Origin of the sequence: Citrobacter sp. RHBSTW-00524, from assembly GCF_013747755.1 — a bacterium.
GTDB classification, from domain to species: Bacteria; Pseudomonadota; Gammaproteobacteria; order Enterobacterales; family Enterobacteriaceae; genus Citrobacter; species Citrobacter braakii.
In genome coordinates, this window is record NZ_CP056421.1 from 3254353 (window position 1) to 3270790 (window position 16438).

19 protein-coding genes and 1 pseudogene are annotated in these 16438 nt (G+C 50.3%); 2 read left to right on the forward strand and 18 right to left on the reverse strand.

All coding sequences use genetic code 11. From position 1 onward, the window contains the following. Positions 1–2: 2 nt before the first annotated feature. From tssL to HV229_RS15805, 6 genes are all read right to left on the reverse strand, one after another. Complete coding sequence (gene tssL / locus HV229_RS15780) at positions 3–656, reverse strand: type VI secretion system protein TssL, short form (RefSeq protein WP_169329782.1); 654 nt, start codon at positions 654–656, stop codon at positions 3–5. Further along, entirely contained in the window at positions 653–1990 is a 1338-nt protein-coding gene (tssK, locus tag HV229_RS15785; RefSeq protein ID WP_181545838.1) for a type VI secretion system baseplate subunit TssK, read from the reverse strand. Before tssK ends, tssL begins: the two co-directional genes overlap by 4 nt. An 18-nt stretch (positions 1991–2008) precedes the next feature. Beyond that, on the reverse strand, positions 2009–3556 hold the full coding sequence (gene tssC, locus HV229_RS15790) for a type VI secretion system contractile sheath large subunit (RefSeq protein WP_103928598.1): 1548 nt from the start codon (positions 3554–3556) through the stop codon (positions 2009–2011). A gap of 33 nt (positions 3557–3589) precedes the next feature. Beyond that, on the reverse strand, positions 3590–4087 hold the full coding sequence (gene tssB / locus HV229_RS15795) for a type VI secretion system contractile sheath small subunit (RefSeq protein WP_016154481.1): 498 nt from the start codon (positions 4085–4087) through the stop codon (positions 3590–3592). A 451-nt stretch (positions 4088–4538) separates the two neighbouring features. After that, on the reverse strand, positions 4539–4823 hold the full coding sequence (locus HV229_RS26330) for a DUF2913 family protein (RefSeq protein ID WP_249417758.1): 285 nt from the start codon (positions 4821–4823) through the stop codon (positions 4539–4541). A 106-nt stretch (positions 4824–4929) separates the two neighbouring features. Continuing rightward, a complete protein-coding gene (locus HV229_RS15805; protein ID WP_181545840.1) occupies positions 4930–5253 on the reverse strand; it encodes a glycosyltransferase in 324 nt (107 codons plus the stop codon). Here HV229_RS15805 and HV229_RS15810 point away from each other — a divergent pair. After that, a pseudogene (locus HV229_RS15810) lies at positions 5230–5682 on the forward strand (DUF4942 domain-containing protein); the annotation flags it as partial. The gene HV229_RS15805 and the pseudogene HV229_RS15810 sit on opposite strands and share 24 nt — an antisense overlap. 371 nt (positions 5683–6053) lie before the next feature. After that, on the forward strand, positions 6054–6320 hold the full coding sequence (locus HV229_RS15815; protein WP_071828911.1) for a hypothetical protein: 267 nt from the start codon (positions 6054–6056) through the stop codon (positions 6318–6320). Positions 6321–6336: 16 nt separating this feature from the next. Here HV229_RS15815 and HV229_RS15820 read toward each other — a convergent pair whose 3' ends face one another. From HV229_RS15820 to HV229_RS15875, 12 genes are all read right to left on the reverse strand, one after another. Beyond that, positions 6337–6528: a DUF2767 family protein gene (locus HV229_RS15820; protein WP_139754456.1), complete on the reverse strand. Its 192-nt coding sequence runs from the start codon at positions 6526–6528 to the stop codon at positions 6337–6339. 108 nt (positions 6529–6636) lie between these two features. Beyond that, entirely contained in the window at positions 6637–7359 is a 723-nt protein-coding gene (locus HV229_RS26335) for a hypothetical protein (RefSeq protein ID WP_249417759.1), read from the reverse strand. 82 nt (positions 7360–7441) lie between these two features. After that, positions 7442–7987, reverse strand: a complete 546-nt coding sequence (locus HV229_RS15830) for a tail fiber assembly protein (protein ID WP_181545842.1) — start codon at positions 7985–7987, stop codon at positions 7442–7444. 17 nt (positions 7988–8004) lie between these two features. Beyond that, a complete protein-coding gene (locus HV229_RS26340; RefSeq protein ID WP_249417760.1) occupies positions 8005–9546 on the reverse strand; it encodes a hypothetical protein in 1542 nt (513 codons plus the stop codon). Next, positions 9543–10169: a hypothetical protein gene (locus HV229_RS15840; protein ID WP_181545844.1), complete on the reverse strand. Its 627-nt coding sequence runs from the start codon at positions 10167–10169 to the stop codon at positions 9543–9545. Before HV229_RS15840 ends, HV229_RS26340 begins: the two co-directional genes overlap by 4 nt. Next, entirely contained in the window at positions 10153–11379 is a 1227-nt protein-coding gene (locus HV229_RS15845; protein WP_181545846.1) for a baseplate J/gp47 family protein, read from the reverse strand. The genes HV229_RS15840 and HV229_RS15845 overlap by 17 nt, the downstream gene beginning before the upstream one ends. Continuing rightward, on the reverse strand, positions 11376–11708 hold the full coding sequence (locus HV229_RS15850; protein ID WP_171862304.1) for a hypothetical protein: 333 nt from the start codon (positions 11706–11708) through the stop codon (positions 11376–11378). The genes HV229_RS15845 and HV229_RS15850 overlap by 4 nt, the downstream gene beginning before the upstream one ends. Beyond that, the gene (locus tag HV229_RS15855; RefSeq protein WP_181545848.1) at positions 11705–12421 is read right to left on the reverse strand and encodes a hypothetical protein; all 717 of its coding nucleotides are present in this window, start codon (positions 12419–12421) and stop codon (positions 11705–11707) included. Before HV229_RS15855 ends, HV229_RS15850 begins: the two co-directional genes overlap by 4 nt. Further along, on the reverse strand, positions 12418–13461 hold the full coding sequence (locus HV229_RS15860) for a hypothetical protein (RefSeq protein ID WP_048241249.1): 1044 nt from the start codon (positions 13459–13461) through the stop codon (positions 12418–12420). Before HV229_RS15860 ends, HV229_RS15855 begins: the two co-directional genes overlap by 4 nt. Continuing rightward, positions 13461–13736, reverse strand: a complete 276-nt coding sequence (locus HV229_RS15865) for a hypothetical protein (RefSeq protein ID WP_149911950.1) — start codon at positions 13734–13736, stop codon at positions 13461–13463. The genes HV229_RS15860 and HV229_RS15865 overlap by 1 nt, the downstream gene beginning before the upstream one ends. After that, positions 13733–14449, reverse strand: a complete 717-nt coding sequence (locus tag HV229_RS15870; protein ID WP_048241252.1) for a hypothetical protein — start codon at positions 14447–14449, stop codon at positions 13733–13735. The genes HV229_RS15865 and HV229_RS15870 overlap by 4 nt, the downstream gene beginning before the upstream one ends. Beyond that, complete coding sequence (locus HV229_RS15875) at positions 14449–16362, reverse strand: lytic transglycosylase domain-containing protein (RefSeq protein WP_181545850.1); 1914 nt, start codon at positions 16360–16362, stop codon at positions 14449–14451. Before HV229_RS15875 ends, HV229_RS15870 begins: the two co-directional genes overlap by 1 nt. Positions 16363–16438: the final 76 nt, after the last annotated feature.

Genomic DNA, 16438 nt, shown 5'->3' on the forward strand with positions numbered 1-16438 from the left:
GCTTACCCCGGCCTGACGGTCTGGCTTACCAGCTCGGTAAGCGAAGACGAAAGGAAGAACCAGAGCGCCACCAGGGCGACAGCGGCCACAACCCAGGTCAGCCAGTACCAGCGACGACCACTGCGCAGGCGTGATGCCCGGGCAACAATGGGGGCGTCCTGTGCCAGCGTGAAAGCCGGCACCCGTTCCGCGAGCGCGCGAACGATATCTTCCCGGCGCTCATCATCCTGGGCGCGATACTGACCGACGAACCCCAGTTGCAAGGTCCGGTACATGCAGGTCAGGACAGCAGCGTCAGGAGCGGTTTCTTTCAGCAGGTTACGGATCCGTTCCCACAGCTCCTCACCCGCATTGAGGGTGCCAAAGAAGTGTGCCTGCAGCGGGTCACGACGCCAGGTCAGGTAACCATCATCGGTGGTTCCTCGGTTCATCACGCTCTCATCAAGCAGTGCACACAGGGCATACACCATATGGTCACGACTGATGTCGCTGTAACCTGCCTCCGTGAGCGCCGCTTTCGCCTCCTGCACCAGACGGCAGGCCCGGCGATAGAGCCCTTCCCCGTCCCGGACTTCCTGGCCGCCGCGCAGCTGGCTGGCCATCAGCCAGCCCGGGTAGAAAATACGTTCTATCTGGCTGAGTTCGGATTTCTTCATGAGCGCAGCACCGCAAAGAGTTCAAGATTCACATCCCCCAGTGAGCGCGGGGTGTAGAAGGTGCTGCTGCCCATCTCAAGCATTGCGCGAGCCGCCTCAGTACTCAGATCCAGCGAGAAATACTGGTTCTCAAGGCGCAACGGGATAGCGGCCGGAACATGGGTCAGCGGTTTGATAACCATTCCGCTCAGGGCCACGTTCACCACATCAGAGACGTCATCAAAGCTGCCCGCTTTACACAACTGCGGGAATTTCGTCTGAAGTTCATGGTTCGGCATGGAGGAGCGTACGGAGAGATAGAAGTCTGCCCCTTCGCGCAGGCGCGCATCGTGCAGGGCACCTTTCCAGATCTGATCCTGGTGCTCCAGGTGGATACTCACCACCCGCGACGGCAGGCTCGCCTCCAGCAGCTTGTCGAGCAGTGCCAGCAGCGGCGGGAATACCCGCTCCGGTGCATCGTGCTGATAAGCAGGAATATCGCCGGCGTCGTGCTCCAGTGAGAAGGTCAGCAGGCTGCCGGCCAGACGGGTCAGTTCGCGGTACAGCAGTTCCGGGTGACGCTCAGGCGTCTGAAGCAGTTCCGTCAGCACCGGCTCGGCACTGTTCAGGGCATTGAGCAGCCAGAACAGGGAGACATCCGCGACCGCAAAGTCAGCCATCCGCTCATTGCTTTCACGGCGCATGGCCATCAGGCGACGCCGACGGGCCTGCAGACGAACCAGCAGGTCACCCAGTTCGGTGGTAAGCCACGGACTGGCCCCAACGGACATCATCGGTGGGATAAAAGCCGGGTCCCTGCTCCACAGCCCCTGAGCATTACGCACCAGACGGGCGACCGGACAGGTCAGCCAGGCCGTGTTTTCCTGGCTGGACAGACGCAGGGTCAGCGCATGGCGCAGGATCGCGAGTTCCCCGCTTTCATGGCCGGCCAGTTCCTGCACAACGACACGCTCAGCTTTCCAGCGACGCGGCCGCTCGCTGTCCTGACCGTTATCGAGGTTGCCACCGCTGGCGCTCAGCAGCGGCAGCGCGACAACCACGTTAACAGCTTCACTGCCGGCGGCAACAGACAAATCACAGACCGGAGGAAGCGTGTCAGCCAGGTCGGTATCCACGAGGGTACCGTCCTGAAAGCGTACCACCAGACGGGTGGCGTTCAGGCGTGAGAGCGCCAGTGCAGCATCATCAAATTCTGCAGCCACCACGCCCCAAGGATGAGAAATACCCATCCGGGCGACCATGTCGGCAACGTGTTCACTCCAGCGGGCCTGCTGCTGGAACTGTTGCGGAGCCAGAACGGCCCCATCCTCCCAAAGCGGGCGGTAAATTTTCATCCCTGATTTCCCCTCGCCTTACGATTTGGCTTTCGGCATCTGGGAAACCAGTGACAGGTTGACGTCCATCCCTTCCACCTGGAAGTGCGGCACGGCGTACAGCTTCACGCGGAAGAAGCCCGGGTTGTCTTCGATGTCTTCCACCACCACTTTTGCATCACGCAGCGGGTGAGAGGCCTGCAGCTCGTCGCCCGGATCGGTCATTTCGGTCACCAGACTGCGCACCCAGGTGTTGAGCTCCAGCTCCAGCAGACGACGATCTTTGGTAGTGCCGATGTTTTCGCGCTGGATAAGCTTCAGGTAGTGTGCAATACGCGACAGCAGGAAAATGTACGGCAGACGGGCATTGATACGGCTGTTGGCGGTCGCATCCGCGGTGTCGTAAATCGCTGGCTTTTGGGTGGAGTTGGCGGAGAAGAAGCAGCTGTAGTCGCGGTTCTTGTAGTACGACAGCGGAATGAAGCCCAGATTGGCGAATTCAAATTCGCGGGTTTCCGGGATCATCACTTCTGACGGGATCTTGACCTGATTGCCGGTGCCCAGATCGTACAGATGAATAGGCAGATCCTGCACGGCACCACCGGCCTGCGGGCCACGGATTTGCACACACCAGCCGTTGTTGATGAAGCTGCGAACCATATTAGAAGCGAACGCAAACGAGGCGTTAGTCCACAGGTATTTGTCGTGATCCGGACCTTTCACTTCTTCCACATAGTTGAAGCTGCGCACTGGCACGGTGTCCGGACCATAAGGCAGACGACCCAGTACACGCGGCATCACCAGACCGATATAGCGGGCATCGTCCGTCTCGCGGAAGGATTTCCACTTGATGTACTCCGCACGGTCAAAGTAGTTACCAATATCTTTGATGGCCGCCACTTCCTCCATTGAATCCTTGAGGAAAAATTTCGGGCCGGCAGAGCCGATAAACGGCATATGCGCTGCGGCAGACACTTTTGAAATATTGCGCAGCAGAGCGACATCCTGCGCAGACGCATCAAACTCGTAGGCAGAAATCAGCGCGGCAATCGGTTCACCGCCCGGGGTGTCATACTCATCAATGTATGTATGTTTATACAGTCCACTCTGGATGATTTCCGGGCTGTCTTCGAAGTCCTGACGCAGGTCTTCTTTGGACATATCCAGCAGTTCAACCTTCACGTTCTGACGGAAATCAGTTTTGTCGACCAGGGATTTCACGCCGCGCCACAGGCTCTCCACCGCCTGGAATTCTTCGCTATGCATTACCGCATCCAGCTGACGGCTAATCTGGTAGTCCAGCTCTGCGATATGGTGGTCAATAAGGTTTTTATCGAGTTTTTCAACTTTTGAGCCCGCTTTCGTCAGGCATTCGAGAAATACCTGCATCCCCGCCGTTAAACGTTCATCTGCAGTCGCATCCGACATCGCCTGCGCGTCCTGCCAGATATCCAGCGCACTCAGCTCAGAGACCGGGTTCAGGTTGATTTTTTCAAACAGGGACGCATAAACCCCGCCCGCAGCAGGACGTTCCAGCACCACGCTTTCGCCACCAGTCGCATTCTCATTTTTTACAGACATCAGCATCTTCCTTTTTAATCCGTTAAATCATCGTGACCGTTATGGCTGTTTAGGTGCCAGAGCAGACAGCTCTGAGCGGAGTTCTGCGCTTAACGCCGGGTCGAGCAGAATTTTTTCCAGCTCCTTTCGGAAAGCCTGATTGTCCAGCAGGTTCGCTTTTAAATCGCGAAGCAGGTTACGCATGGAAAGCATTGCCTTCAGCTGAGGGATCTGTCGGGAAACCTGCTCCGGGGTGAAATCTTTCATGCTCTGGAATATCAGACTGATATTGTCTTCGCTACCATCACTGGCGAGCGTGTTTTTAACGGTCAGATTGACTTTTGGGGAATATTCGGAAAGAACTGAGTCGAAATTATTTTTGTTCAAGTTAACTTTTTTGCGCTCAGACAGTGGTGCAGATTCCTGACCATTACTGAAGTCACCCGCCACCAGTAATTTCAGAGGGAGCTCAGTTTTCTTGCTGGCTCCCCCTGTATGCAGGTCAAGCTTTAGATTAATACGTGCCTTTGGCACTTCATTCTGGAAACTATCAGCCATCTCATCATCCCTCGGTTTATCGCTGCGTGCATCTTTCAAACGAAAGTTCTCTACATGCGATAATAGAACAATGATCGACAATATATCAAACTTACAGATCTTTAATCTATTTTAAGTAAATTCTTAGGAATTTTCCTCTAAATGTTAATAGTGAATAGTGCTGAAATGTCAGTAAAATGGACTATTACCAACACACAAAACAAACATTTATGTCGCAGTAGTTAAAATGAACGGATAATCATTGATAAATGGATCTTGAATTGATCTACATCAATATAAGAAAGTTAAAAACACCAATGCGCTTTCAAGGAAATGGTTTTAGATCAGAAAGAAATAAAAGGGGGCAGTAAGTCATAGCCTTGCTTCATGTGGGAAACACTGCAATAGCCATAAGGAAAGCGTCAGGAACATAATCGGTTTTATGTCCCGAAAGAGAGTGTTTCATTTAATGTCAGGGCTGTATGGCGATCCTGTCAGGCTTCAGCATGACGGCCAGGAGTGCACGGGCCTGGGAAACCGCCATACACGATGACAAATCGCCAGTCACAAGAAATTCAATCGGTGCAATCAGCTTGCCCTCAGCCGAAAATCCAGCGGTCAGCGCCGACTTCCTTACCAGCAGAGCATCCGTATCGCTGTATTCCTGAACCAGAAGAGCGTCATTATCCCACTCCCCGTCACTCACCACCGCAGTGATCCAGCCCTGCGATTTAAGCTGTTCAATTGCGTACGTCAACCGGTACAAATCAGACTGAGCAGGTACCGGTCCGGTTCACAGGTATTCCACGCAGTTAAGTAAACCAGCAGCCAGGCCTTTGTTGCGCCCCAGTGCCAGTAACCCTTCAATGACGTATCCACTGCCAGCCGTTGAGCGACTGGCCGCAAGGCTGTCTGCGGTGCACGGGGGCGTGATGCTGACCCGTGCTGTCGGCACACCAGCCATTGAACACGGCGACATCAGCATGGGCTTCCCGGGCAGTGTGCAACCGTTCTCGCAGAAAACCATCGGCTATCCGATCATCGGCATCCAGGAACACCCCCCATTCGCCACTGTGAATCGCCAGTGCGGCGTTACGCGCGGCATACACCCCCTGATTTTCCTGATGGATAAGGACCAGTCGCTCATCGGTGATAGCGCTGAGAATATCCTGAGCACGTTTGAGCAACTACATCTGAATAAAGGCGAGGTGTTTGAGCGCGGTGTGATAAATGTGTTCAAAGGCTTATCGTGGGATTTTAAGACCAATAGCCCATGTAAATTTGGGAAGAAGATCATCGTGACGGGGCTGGTCAAATTTGACCGGTGAGGATTTGGGCTTAACTGGGGCCGGCAGTGCGCTCGGTTAGCTGATCTTGAGCGGATGCTGATGCTTATGGATGGTCAGCCTGTCCCCGACAATCGCGCTGACGTTACCCGTCGGCTGAGCGACCATATCCATGAAAACCGGCACAGCAACCGTTACGAAGACGAGATGTTTTCAATCAAATACTTTCAGAAGGGGACGGCTCATATTACGTTCAGACGAGCAGAACTGGTTGATAAGCTGAACGACATTATCGCCCGGCACTATCCGGGAGCTCTGGCGGCAAGATGAAAGGGGTGTGACCTGTCCGATGCCTGCTCAACTGAGCCAGCGCAAGCCAGACGGTAATGGCATACTGGATACTGGCAGAAAAGAAAAAACCCAAGTCGCATAACGACTTGGGTTTCGTATTTGGCGGAAGCGTAGAGATTCGAACTCTAGAACCCTTTCGGGTCGCCGGTTTTCAAGACCGAAAAATAACTTTTTAAAATCAATGCGATAACACAATAAAAAAGAATAACAGCATTACATTAATCATATGAAAAACAATATGTTATACATAACACAACCATCGATATTCTTCTGAATTATGCACAATTTCTTGACTGATGATCTGCTACTCAACATAATGACTGTATAAAAAAACAGTATCGAGGCCCTCTATGAAAAACAGAGAATCCAACGTTAGCAGCTTACCCGAGCTCACCAGTTTTGAAGTAGGCTATTCCCTTCTTACTAATGAAGTTTACTTGTCAGCTTCATTTACAGATAACATGGCCTGTATACCAAACTGGCCAATTAAAGAGTTTCCTGACCAGTTTATCTGTATCTCTCGTACGCGGGCGGTTGCACTCATAGAAGAGCTTCAAAAGGCTATCGACTACATGAATGCGGGGATAGAACGCCGCTCAGGAAACCTAATCCAGTAAAAACGGACAGATTACCCTATTCCATTACATCTTTTGCAACAGCATAGATTCTTGACAGATACGCATCATCACTCTGATCCGAGTGTACTTGCAACATCAGGTTTATGCTGTTTTTGGTAACTGGCTGATTAGTTTCTTTTAGCATGACGACTGCACGTCCAATAACCCTGCATACATCGTCAAAAACGGCTTGTTTTTCCTCATCCATAACTGTTTCTCGCTCTGTTATCACTGAACCAACATCATTGTAATATAGGCCAATGTGCACCATTTATGTCTATATATTTCTATGGTTCTGATCATATTGAGATGTGCTTTATTTAACCTTTTTACAATCAAATACATCAATACTGCCTGCAAAATCGAGTGCCGAAGTGTGTGTTACCACCGCCCCGTTAAATTGACTTACAGGTAAAGTATTAAATATTTGAATTGCGTAAGCATGGCCATCATAACTAGCCGATACGGTTATGGAGCCATCAGCTGCCCGTCCATATCGCTCACCTGAGTCAGAATCAATAACTTCTAATTTTGGTGAGATAATCTGCTTATCGTCAGGAAAAAGGAAACCAACGGAATCAACGTTGTCCTTTACTCGAACTCTCATGCGACTTGTATCAACTGGCCCACTAGCCTGATTGAACCTCATTCGACAGAAGAAAAGGTCTCCTTTTTTTACTGATGTTTGTTTATTTTTATTAGCTATTTTCTGCCGTTTACTCTCTATCTTTTCGTTCTCAGAATAATACAGACTAACAGTGCAATACCTATCTGAAGATTCAAAGCACTTATCAACCAATCGGTGGAGAAATTCACTTGTCTCCCCGCCATTATCAACTAGTTTAGTTCGTAACACAGTAACGCTTAGAGGAGGCTGATGTACCAATGATGGAGGAACTAAAAAACCTGGCACGTACTGCGGGCCATACTCCAATAGATAATCCCGCTTTTGCTCAACTGTTTTTGCTCTACCTTTATCCCAAGCACTACAACCGATCATAAAAAATGACAACAAAACCACTATACCAATTTTATTCATTTTTCATTCCTAAGCATATGCACCGATAAGCGCAGTGTACACCATCACTACTGCGCCTCAAATAAACCTGCAAGGTGTGCGGCTATTCAGGTTTCTTCGGCCATTCAATTCCATCGTATGACTCTATGTCGGTGATATGACTCAAATCAAGCCGGCGTAGCTCAGATCGATAAGTCCGTAAGGCTGTCAGTTCAGTTTCCTCCTCAGACGTGATATCGCCATCCTCCTGCGCTGCCTCCAACCAATTGATGCGTTTTGTGGCCTCAGTCATACGACTGTCACGTTCTGCTACAGCAATAGCCTGGTAGTCACGTATTTGCTGTAATTTCCCGTCCTTGTAAAACCAGTCATCACCCAGCGTTACGGATAAATTGGCCTTCGTAGCAGGAAGTTCCACCGCGCTCAGATTGGCCGGAAAAAACGCATGAATATTTGTCGTGAATGTTTTCACCCTTCCGTCATCGTCATAACCAATTTTAAGCGTGGTGGATTCGTCAAATAATTCTCTGACGTCATACCAGTCATTGCCTTTTTCGTCATGTAAAAACATTACGCTTTCACCGTCTATATACCTTGGTCTTTCCGTTGTCTCAGGTGTGTAAGGAGTGAATTTTCCAAAACTCTGCATGTTTATATCCTGTTGAATTAATTAAGTACATACCAGACGTTATTCACAAGTCTTCTTGTATAGCGAATAATATAATTACCAACGTTACTGCTCCCACCAACCATTTTAAAGTTGTACATGGCTGCACCATCTGTTGCTCGCGTATATCCATTTCCATCCCGGAACCCGATTTCAGTAGGTGCTGTAAGGTCGATACTCTGTACGAAGTTCTGTAACACCCAGCTTTGTGTTGCATAACCTGATAAATTTATGGGCTGCGGGTTGTTGGGTGAATAAACGCGAGTGTTACCTTCATAAACAGCGCGGCCTGACAAATTCCCGAGAACTGTCGTATTACCATTACGCCCTATGGATACAGGATTTGATTCCAACGCACCTTTTTCATCATAAAAATGAATATCAAATCTGTCCTGATAATAGCCGTACTGACAGGCCAGAATGCCGCTGGCGTCATCGTTGGCTATCATGCAGTTAGTATTGGGTCTTGCATCCGGGGATAAAAAGCGCAGCGCTCCGAGTAAATTCCCTCCTGTTATTGGCAGTGCCCCGACATCAGCAGCAGTTGGTTTATGTGCAGTTGTATAGAACTCGTCCCAACCTTTAAATACTCCAGCTTCACAACATTGTGCAAAATAACGCTGTTGCCGCCCAACCAGGGTAAATTGGTATGCATTTGCATGACGAACGTTAAACCCCATATACAGAGTCGGGTTACTGGGGCCGTTAGTCTGTCCATTAATAAATCCTGATGGGGATAGTTGATTAAAATCGCCATTTATCAGTGGGGCAGCATTACCGCCTATACCCTGATAACCCACAGTCAGGACACGACCAGGAGTTTTGTCCGTTGTTGATGTCGTTACATCACAAAAAGCCGCCGTTCCCAGCCCCGCATAAATTGCACCGGGATTTGATACGTTAAAAAACGATTTGGTATTGTCCAGTAAACACACCAGAGCGACATCTTTTAGGATGTCGTTCGCTACCAGTTCCGCTTTATTCCCTTTGTAGAGCTTAAACGTACCGAGAACGCGCCCGCCCATCGTCAGTTGCAAGGTTGCAGCGCCGGTATTGTTCTGGTTTGGATAAACGACAATCGGTGTACGCAACGTCCAGTCAGTAGAGCCATTCACAAAGTATGTGGCCGGAAGTTCCAGCGTCAGCGCATTAGCGGTACCGCCTGCAACTCCGGAAATATAATGCCCGCTCTGAAGCTGCTCAATCTGAACGAACTGGTTTTCTGAGCCACGGGTAGCAAAGTTGGCGATCACGTCATTCAGTGCCCACCCTTTCGCTGTGGTGCCCTCTTGCCCGCGCACCACCGTCAACACATCATTATTGACCGAAATCAGATGGCAGATTTCGAAAACCGTTTCTTTTGCATCCGTCAGAGTGATTTTGGCATACGTTTGCAAAGGGTTAGAAGCATTGGCGTAATCGTAATTAAGTAGGCCTGCAAATTTCGCCCCGGTACCGGGCATCACCTGAATCGTTGTCTGCCCGGCAGTAATATCTGCTGCCAGAGATGAAATGACGTTATTACCGAATCCAGTAATCATTTTTGAACCACCGTTACTGTAAATGTGTAAATAAATGGCAGTTTCACCAGTTGCTGGGTGATCGCATCCTTTAGGAAATAACCAACACCATCGCCGTAATCCGGAATAGTGATAGAAAAAACGCCCTTATCTGGCGTCACACTGATATCGAAAGTTTCCTGAACTGGAGGGTCAATCCCGTTGGCTCCGTGTATGAACCGCGCAAGACGCCTTTTCAACCATTCAATACAAAAATGCGAGCCGTCACCTTTGTAAAAATTCCAGGTCAGGATCCGCTTAAAGTAATCGTCAGGGACATATGAAGCAGAACCGGGTACGTAATTTTTAAGGCCTGCATAAGTGATGCCGTTATACTCAATCGTGTTATACGCCCCGCGCGCAATCGCATCCTCTGAGATCTGGAGTAAAGGTCGACTTTCCCCGTAAATCCCCAGCGCAATCCAGTCCAGCAGATCGTCGGTAATGCTCGGCGAGGTCCAGCACGGAAGATTTAGCGCATTCAGATAATCAAGATTGGCCTGAGCCAGTGAATTAAAGGCATCAAAGAAGGCGGTAATGTTGGGGTCGTCGTTATACTGAGTGTAAGGATAAGCTGGAATAATCTTTTCAATTAGAGCCTGCATATTGCTTAACCTGAATTTGAGCAGCTGAAGTGGAGAAATAGGCGTACGTGTCACCGTAAACAAGGCTTGAACCTGCACTAGGCGGCTTGATGACGCCATTGATGCCGACCTGAACATCGATCATCGATACCAGGGAAGGCGCAACCAGACCCGACACCGAACTAAGGAAGATATCCTGAACCTCGAAAATATTTATAGGCTGTCCTACTGCAATTGCATTGATATAGTCAGCGATGTTTTGTTGTACCGCTTTTGCTATTCCATCCGGATCGATGTAGGTAGTGGAGGCAGTGTTCCAGGTGATCAGGATTGTCGCGTTCTGCGAGGAAGGAACCACAAACGGCACCTGATACACGTCCGGATAAACAGTGATCGCGATGGTCTTCTTCTCCACCGGCGCGCCGGATGGGTTCGAAACATCATTGGTCAGAATGGAGATATCCGGCACTGCCTTGTAAATGGCGTAGGCCACTTCATAGGGGTCACCACCGCCGACAACCGCAACCCAGCGCCCTAAGGTTGCCTGTCTGTACGAGAGCAGGTTTTCCTGCACACCATAGACCAGCTTCAGCTCGGTACGATAACAGTCTGGAGTTCCCTGTACGCCGAACATCCCAGCCTGCATAACCTGCGCGCGATATGATGCGTAGTTTTGCTCTGCCGCTCCGGGTAGCCCCGCAGTGAGATTGGTACAGGTTACCTCGTAGCCACTCGGCACCGAGGTTTTAATCTGGTTAACGGAGCCAGCAGGAACAGCCCAGGTTCCCTCCATGGTTGCCAGGCAATACACAGGGGCTGTCTGGCCGCTCTCAGGGATCACCGTATCACGCTGCACCGTGTAGGTGTAACTTCCATCGCCGACAGTGAACCCCTTTGGGATCGGAAACCCCGGTGGCCCCATAAAGACAACGTAAACGGAAGTATTGGTACCCTCTCCGCGTGGAATGCCGTAAATCGCCCCCAGCTGTGCCAGCAGGTGAATATTGGCGCTGTACGGACTGCAGGAGTTAATCAAATCAACGCGAGCCTGGTCACAAACCACCAGCGCACCGACGCTGGTACCCACCATGTCATCAATCAAAGAACCGGGTAAATCTGTGGTTATCCCCGGCGATAGTGCGGTGGCCGTATTGATAACCTGCTGACGTAGCGCATCAGTCGTCTGAGGCACCGGGCCAGAAATGGTGTAACTAACGGGTAAATCGCTCATACATATACCTGCGTGACAATTTTAGAGCCTGAGTTGGTAATCGCAGAAATGCTGTATACCGGAGGATCGGTTTCCGTCAGCGCGATCTGCAGAGAGGAAAAATACGGGCTGAACTGCTGCTGTAGTCGGTTAACGTAGAAGGTCGGCAGTATCTGCTGAATAACTGAACCGTTAGCCGGTATACCGTGATTAGCGAAGAATGGAGACTCCTGCGGCGCCAGCCTCAGGTTCTGCACCAGCGTCGTGAGATACACCGAATCGTTGAACCCGTTTTCGTCTGTCGTGACCGTAATCCACTTCCCGTCTTTATCTCGTCCGTATGTCCTCATTCGGTAATACTCCCGTTGAATTGTGACGTTGGCCCTCCGGTGTTCTGCCCGTTGTTGCCGTTGGAGTGTCGGTGTGAATTCAACCATTGCAGAAGTTGTTTCCAGCCCTCATGCATGATCGCCGGGCTTGTGCTGGCTGCTCCATCCTGCAACTTCCCTGTCTGACCAGTCAGGCTCCACATACCATCTGTCAGAGTCAGCACAGTTCCTCCGACCGTTACCTTAAATTGTGTAGGAGTAACAATGGTGATGCTCTCGGGGGTGAGCAGAAAAGTCGTGTTACTGCCAGAATCCCGAAGCGTGACCCCCTCGGGTCCGTAAAGAGTCAGAACGTCGTAATCAACGTCCTGCCACTCCGTATTGCTGATGGGCAAAAATACCAATGCGCTGAGGTTTGCCGGAGGTGTCAGGTCAGCTGTTCCACCGCCGAGACCACTGGCCCCACCCAGATAGGTATCAGCAGGAATAACGATACCTTTGCTACCCTTGCGCATTGGATAACGAATATATTCTGGTCCAAACAAAGGGATCGTTAGCTGAGGCAGAACATAGGGGATGTTTCGCAGAAGAAAGGAGACGGTGATCATGTGTCCATCCCGAGCTACCACGGTTGCCGGTAACACCTTACCTGCCATCTGCATCGCATTGGCAATTTTACTTTCGGCGAAATTATTCATATTTCCGCCAAAGTTCATTTTTTGATTTACGCTCATGATGCGGCAACTCCTCCAGTAGGGTGAGCTTCGAGCAACGTGATCCAACTGTTAGCGTCCGGTTGCCTGCTGTTTCCAATTAAACGGACCGATGACACCAGAAAGTCGCCAGTAAAGGCGGAATCATCGCGAAACTGAGAATATGATGACGCCTGGATCATCGGCCGCATTTTCGGCGGCATCCGGATGTAATCCCCTACCTGAATATCGCTACGCATAACACAGGGAATGGAGACCGTACCGAATTGCACCCACGTCGGCTGGCCGACCAGATCGGTAAATACTATTTGTGTAGGGTTTTTGCTTCTGTACGATGCACTTTTGTTTGAGTCTTTATCCTGGTGGTTGTCAAAATCATTATCGAACACGCGGATCTCTTTACCATTCACCATGGTAATTTCCACACCTGAATAATTGCTGTCTTTGATAATGCTTTTACTCAGCGTATTTAACCGCTGCGCGAGCTCAGACAGACTTCCACAAAACATTCCACTATCGTAGTTATTTATTAACCTGTCGCTAACGCTGATAGAAAAACGATAATCCCCACCCATATTCTGAAAACACTGAGTAAGCGCTACCGAGAGTTTTATCCCCTTATTCCATGGAAGTGTTAAATTAATCGGCGCAAGCGGTTCAGGCGTTACACTCGAAACCGCACCCGCAGTAACGATAAGATCCATTCGCAACTCAGTTCCCTGCCAGTTGCCCAGAACCTGCCAGATGGTTCCCTCAAGCACCAGTCCCTTTTGCCCCGGTTTAGCCAGTGGGAGCCCTTTCGACATACCCACCCACATTTTGATCGTCATGCCAAACATATTCTGCCTGGCCTGCTGCATATCCTGCGGGCTTATTCCCCAGATGGTGATTGTGCTCTGGCCTTTTGGTGTAGATTCACCAAACCGCAGCAGGTCAAACTCAATCATTAAATTACCGGGGTTGAAAACACCGTTTTTCAGACTGGAATATTGTTTGAAGAGTTTTCCGGGGGTACCGTTTGCATCAGGAGGGGTAAAAATCTGGATATCATAATAACGCATCAGTTAATGACCTCTATTTGCCCCTTTGAGTATCGCCAGACCATTTTTGAAATATTGAACGCTCCGACAAGCAGATTAATATCGTACCCAACCGGAGACGCTACGATAGGAATGGTCAACTGTCTGTTTCCAGAGTTATCAGTAATATTCAGATACCAACGCTGGGCTGCTATATTCCATTTCGTCTGGCAGTTATAAACCTCACCATCAAGCACAGGCGTAAAAATCATGCTCTTTTGCTCATTACCTGAGAAAGGATAGATTGCTGTACTCATAGGCCAAATGCCCCACTTAATTTACCGATCAGTCCGATGACTGCCCCGGATACACTGCTACCGAGTGAAGTGTTACCGATTGCAGAAAGGGTATTCGTCCAGGCGCTTTCCGTCGTTTTATCACCATTATCAATCTTGCTCAGGTAGCTGTTGATAGCCTGATCTGCGCCTGTTTCGGTGATAAGCGGTTGCTCGAAATCCCACAACCATTGCCGCTGTGGCAACGGATCATTAGATCCGGTCACATCTCGCACAGTCTTCAGTATGCAACTGTTGTAAATAATGGCTGGCGTTGCAACTATGTACGTCCCGCCAAGGTTCGCATGCGCCTGCAGTACAGCCTGTAGCGCGCTGAGCGTGACCAGTTTAGTCATAGCGCCCGTATTATCGTTCACGGGCGCATCCATCAACATAGTAACGCGTAGCGGCTGAGCAAGCAGCGCGTTCGCGGCAACGGCCTGGTTAGCGAAAGGATAGCGACCGATATCATAATCAATCATCGTCGCACCTTGCGCCGCTCGCCAGTGGCAAAAATACTTATCCAGGTCGGTGAGATCCATTGCGCCGCCCAGCAACCCGGTAACAAAACTGGCACTCTGGGTCAGCGCCACAATCGGTAGCATCCCTCCGGGAATGCTCTGCGCAATACCGTCACAGAGGATCACCGGGGAAATTTCAAAACCGAGTTTGTAGAGTTCGCGAGTAAATGCCATCAGCCAAATCCTCCGAGTTGCGTGCTGGAAACCACGGCACTACCTCCCGTATTGTTGTAAATCACTACCCCCTGAGAATTACCGCGCCGCTGGTTTTCTGCTATTTGTCGCAAAAGCTGCGTATCTTCTGCGTTTCGCTGAGGAGGCATACCCTGAGCTGCCGGAGTGTTCTGGCTGGAGCCTGGCATCTCAGTACCGTAAATTTTCCGGTATTGTTCGTTAACCCGGCCTGCATATTCGCGATTCTCTTTGCTGCCCCTGTTTTTGCCGCCGTTGTACCAGCGCAACATTTCTTCTGTATCACCTCCAGCCTGACTTTTAGCCCAGGACATAACACGCGCACCAGCCATTATGTTATCGCGTGGATCCCATGGGTTTTCTCCTGGCTGGAAATTAGCCGGCATAACCTGCATCAACCCCTGAGCCTGTTGTCCGGAACGGGTTACCGGACCTTTAGCATTCTGATCCCACGATGACTCCGCCGCGGCTGTGGCCTTAAGTATTTTGGGGTCAAGATTGTACTTTTTAGCAGCCTCTTCAAAATACTCGTCATACTCTGAAGGTGCCGTTCCTGTTATTTTATTGAGCGAACGACCGGCTGATTTCAGCCATGACCAGACGGCCGGATCGTTCTGACCGCCTTTCACATAACTTTTCCCGGTTGTAGTGTCTGTTACTGGCTCATTACTGAGTATTGAGGAGTGAGATTTCACATCATCAACAGAAATATCGGATTTACCGGCTATCCAGTCGATAACCTTCCCAATAACCGTCGCCAGCCGCTCAACACCTGTCATAAAGGCCGCTACATCATTTTTAAATTCGGGTGAGGCGAGATAATTCCCAAAGCTACGGATCCCCTCCGACAGGCCATCAATCCATTTTCCCAGTTCCGGGGATTTCAGAACCGTTTCGATCGCACCTGAAAATGCATCCGACAGTTTTCCCAGCTCTGGCGCCAGAGGAGCGAGCCCCCGGATAAAGGTATTGCCGATACTGACTTTGCTGCGGTCAAGCTGAACATTGAAATCCTGCCATTGCTTCAGCTGTTGATCGGTAATCTGTAGCCTCTGAGTATCCTTCTGGGCCTGTTTTGTCATCGCATCGATTTCTGCATCGCTCATGTTTTTAAAGCGATTCAGATCGTCGAGAGTGAAGTAGTTGGTTAGACCGTAGGCCTCGGCCCCTTGCTGAGTACTGCCATTGCGCACAAAAATATCGCGGGCAGACTTAATCATCTGAGGCAATAACGTTGCCGGATCCTGATTGGGGTTAACACCCATCGCGTTAAACTGCCAGCGCTTGCTGAGGTCCAGTTGCGAATCCCGGATAGCACCGAGTGTACCGACAGGATTACCCAGTACCTTCTGATAATTGATGGCGGCAGAATTAAGACCGCCAGCGGTCGTACCCAGCCCCATAGCCGTAAACCGCTGTGCAGAGGCAGTACCCGCAAGGCGATTCATCCCCCATAACCCACCGGCGCCAGCCAGCCCGGTAAATAGCCCCAGCACTGTCCCCCAGGATAACAGGCTGGTGGTGGCATCCTTGATGTGACCAGCGAGGGATTTAGCATCCTTGCTGGCTTTGTTCAGGAAGTTACGAACACCGCTGGTTTTTTTGTTGAGCGCCGTCTGGGATTTGTTGGCCTTTTCCAGATTGCCGTTCAGCCTGTCCAGCCCATCATTGACGGAGGCAATTGCGGCCACACCGTCAGTGAAGGCCTGCGTTATCGCCTCGGTACTGCCACGAACACGTTCCGTTTCCTTCGCTGTTTCACTCAGTCCATGAACGGCACCGCGCCACTGCTCGGGTAACTCCTCAAGCGCTTTTTGATATTCGTTGAATTTTTCCAGAAATGACTGAAATTTTTCATCCTGAACATCAATTTCAACAACGGATTTAGCCACCATTGAAATAGCCCTTTTTCCTTATCTCTTCGAGAATGAACCGCTGCCGGAAGTGGAGCGGGCTTTTGTAGTCGCCACA

What these genes read in the sequence shown, in the direction of transcription:
- tssL (WP_169329782.1), bottom strand. Translation starts at nt 656, where the DNA reads ATGAAGAAATCCGAACTCAGCCAGATAGAACGTATTTTCTACCCGGGC.
- tssK (WP_181545838.1), bottom strand. Translation starts at nt 1,990, where the DNA reads ATGAAAATTTACCGCCCGCTTTGGGAGGATGGGGCCGTTCTGGCTCCG.
- tssC (WP_103928598.1), bottom strand. Translation starts at nt 3,556, where the DNA reads ATGCTGATGTCTGTAAAAAATGAGAATGCGACTGGTGGCGAAAGCGTG.
- tssB (WP_016154481.1), bottom strand. Translation starts at nt 4,087, where the DNA reads ATGGCTGATAGTTTCCAGAATGAAGTGCCAAAGGCACGTATTAATCTA.
- HV229_RS15815 (WP_071828911.1), top strand. Translation starts at nt 6,054, where the DNA reads ATGAAAAACAGAGAATCCAACGTTAGCAGCTTACCCGAGCTCACCAGT.
- HV229_RS15820 (WP_139754456.1), bottom strand. Translation starts at nt 6,528, where the DNA reads ATGGATGAGGAAAAACAAGCCGTTTTTGACGATGTATGCAGGGTTATT.
- HV229_RS26335 (WP_249417759.1), bottom strand. Translation starts at nt 7,359, where the DNA reads ATGAATAAAATTGGTATAGTGGTTTTGTTGTCATTTTTTATGATCGGT.
- HV229_RS15830 (WP_181545842.1), bottom strand. Translation starts at nt 7,987, where the DNA reads ATGCAGAGTTTTGGAAAATTCACTCCTTACACACCTGAGACAACGGAA.
- HV229_RS26340 (WP_249417760.1), bottom strand. Translation starts at nt 9,546, where the DNA reads ATGATTACTGGATTCGGTAATAACGTCATTTCATCTCTGGCAGCAGAT.
- HV229_RS15840 (WP_181545844.1), bottom strand. Translation starts at nt 10,169, where the DNA reads ATGCAGGCTCTAATTGAAAAGATTATTCCAGCTTATCCTTACACTCAG.
- HV229_RS15845 (WP_181545846.1), bottom strand. Translation starts at nt 11,379, where the DNA reads ATGAGCGATTTACCCGTTAGTTACACCATTTCTGGCCCGGTGCCTCAG.
- HV229_RS15850 (WP_171862304.1), bottom strand. Translation starts at nt 11,708, where the DNA reads ATGAGGACATACGGACGAGATAAAGACGGGAAGTGGATTACGGTCACG.
- HV229_RS15855 (WP_181545848.1), bottom strand. Translation starts at nt 12,421, where the DNA reads ATGAGCGTAAATCAAAAAATGAACTTTGGCGGAAATATGAATAATTTC.
- HV229_RS15860 (WP_048241249.1), bottom strand. Translation starts at nt 13,461, where the DNA reads ATGCGTTATTATGATATCCAGATTTTTACCCCTCCTGATGCAAACGGT.
- HV229_RS15865 (WP_149911950.1), bottom strand. Translation starts at nt 13,736, where the DNA reads ATGAGTACAGCAATCTATCCTTTCTCAGGTAATGAGCAAAAGAGCATG.
- HV229_RS15870 (WP_048241252.1), bottom strand. Translation starts at nt 14,449, where the DNA reads ATGGCATTTACTCGCGAACTCTACAAACTCGGTTTTGAAATTTCCCCG.
- HV229_RS15875 (WP_181545850.1), bottom strand. Translation starts at nt 16,362, where the DNA reads ATGGTGGCTAAATCCGTTGTTGAAATTGATGTTCAGGATGAAAAATTT.